The sequence below is a fragment of the Bacillus sp. SIMBA_154 genome (assembly GCF_046536015.1).
Lineage (GTDB): Bacteria > Bacillota > Bacilli > Bacillales > Bacillaceae > Bacillus > Bacillus pumilus_P.
On sequence record NZ_JAWJBV010000262.1, the window covers coordinates 1 to 272 of the forward strand.

Genomic DNA, 272 nt, shown 5'->3' on the forward strand with positions numbered 1-272 from the left:
CGGCAATCGCACACGCTACTTTTTGCCAATCAATGTCAATACTCGGATCATCAGGAAAGTAGCGGGTTAATAACTGAGCAAGTACTGCATCATCAATGTTAAGTTGTCGTTCGCTCATTGTCAGTAATCGTTGGGCAAGGGTTTGTTCATAGCCTGCTAAACGAGAAAAATATAACCGTTGATTAAACAATTGCAGCGGCTTTTGCTCCCCAACACTGTGATGTGAGAGTAAATAACGTATTGCTGCCTCAGTCGTAAAGTCATTACTAAAT

Annotated in this window: 1 protein-coding gene; it reads right to left on the minus strand. The window is 41.5% G+C overall.

Features of this window, described 5'->3' with window-relative positions:
- A partial coding sequence (locus R0K30_RS21970; RefSeq protein WP_410612961.1) for a hypothetical protein occupies positions 1 to 272 on the minus strand: 272 nt, incomplete at both ends.